This window comes from Streptococcus sp. SO4 (genome assembly GCF_030440055.1).
GTDB lineage: Bacteria > Bacillota > Bacilli > Lactobacillales > Streptococcaceae > Streptococcus > Streptococcus nidrosiense.
Window position 1 is genome coordinate 1 of the sequence record NZ_JAQFJI010000031.1, and the last position, 1,450, is coordinate 1,450.

General features: G+C 48.6%; 1 rRNA gene. It reads right to left on the reverse strand.

The features are described from left to right. Positions 1 to 1,450, reverse strand: a 23S ribosomal RNA gene (locus PCY08_RS09925); the annotation flags it as partial.

The window sequence follows — 1,450 nt, forward strand, 5'->3', positions numbered from 1 at the left end:
TAGACTCCTACCTATCCTGTACATGTGGTACAGACACTCAATATCAAACTGCAGTAAAGCTCCATGGGGTCTTTCCGTCCTGTCGCGGGTAACCTGCATCTTCACAGGTACTAAAATTTCACCGAGTCTCTCGTTGAGACAGTGCCCAAATCATTACGCCTTTCGTGCGGGTCGGAACTTACCCGACAAGGAATTTCGCTACCTTAGGACCGTTATAGTTACGGCCGCCGTTTACTGGGGCTTCAATTCATACCTTCGCTTACGCTAAGCACTCCTCTTAACCTTCCAGCACCGGGCAGGCGTCACCCCCTATACATCATCTTACGATTTAGCAGAGAGCTGTGTTTTTGATAAACAGTTGCTTGGGCCTATTCACTGCGGCTGACTTAAAGTCAGCACCCCTTCTCCCGAAGTTACGGGGTCATTTTGCCGAGTTCCTTAACGAGAGTTCTCTCGCTCACCTGAGGCTACTCGCCTCGACTACCTGTGTCGGTTTGCGGTACGGGTAGAGTATGTTTAAACGCTAGAAGCTTTTCTTGGCAGTGTGACGTCACTAACTTCGCTACTAAACTTCGCTCCCCATCACAGCTCAATGTTATAGAATTAAGCATTTAACTCAATTCACACCTCACTGCTTAGACAGACTCTTCCAATCGTCTGCTTTAGTTAGCCTACTGCGTCCCTCCATCACTACATACTCTAGTACAGGAATATCAACCTGTTGTCCATCGGATACACCTTTCGGTCTCTCCTTAGGTCCCGACTAACCCAGGGCGGACGAGCCTTCCCCTGGAAACCTTAGTCTTACGGTGGACAGGATTCTCACCTGTCTTTCGCTACTCATACCGGCATTCTCACTTCTATGCGTTCCAGCACTCCTCACGGTACACCTTCTTCACACATAGAACGCTCTCCTACCATACCTATAAAGGTATCCACAGCTTCGGTAAATTGTTTTAGCCCCGGTACATTTTCGGCGCAGGGTCACTCGACTAGTGAGCTATTACGCACTCTTTGAATGAATAGCTGCTTCTAAGCTAACATCCTAGTTGTCTGTGCAACCCCACATCCTTTTCCACTTAACAATTATTTTGGGACCTTAGCTGGTGGTCTGGGCTGTTTCCCTTTCGACTACGGATCTTAGCACTCGCAGTCTGACTGCCGACCATAATTCATTGGCATTCGGAGTTTATCTGAGATTGGTAATCCGGGATGGACCCCTCACCCAAACAGTGCTCTACCTCCAAGAATCTCTAATGTCGACGCTAGCCCTAAAGCTATTTCGGAGAGAACCAGCTATCTCCAAGTTCGTTTGGAATTTCTCCGCTACCCACAAGTCATCCAAGCACTTTTCAACGTGCCCTGGTTCGGTCCTCCAGTGCGTCTTACCGCACCTTCAACCTGCTCATGGGTAGGTCACATGGTTTCGGGTCTACGACATGATACTAAT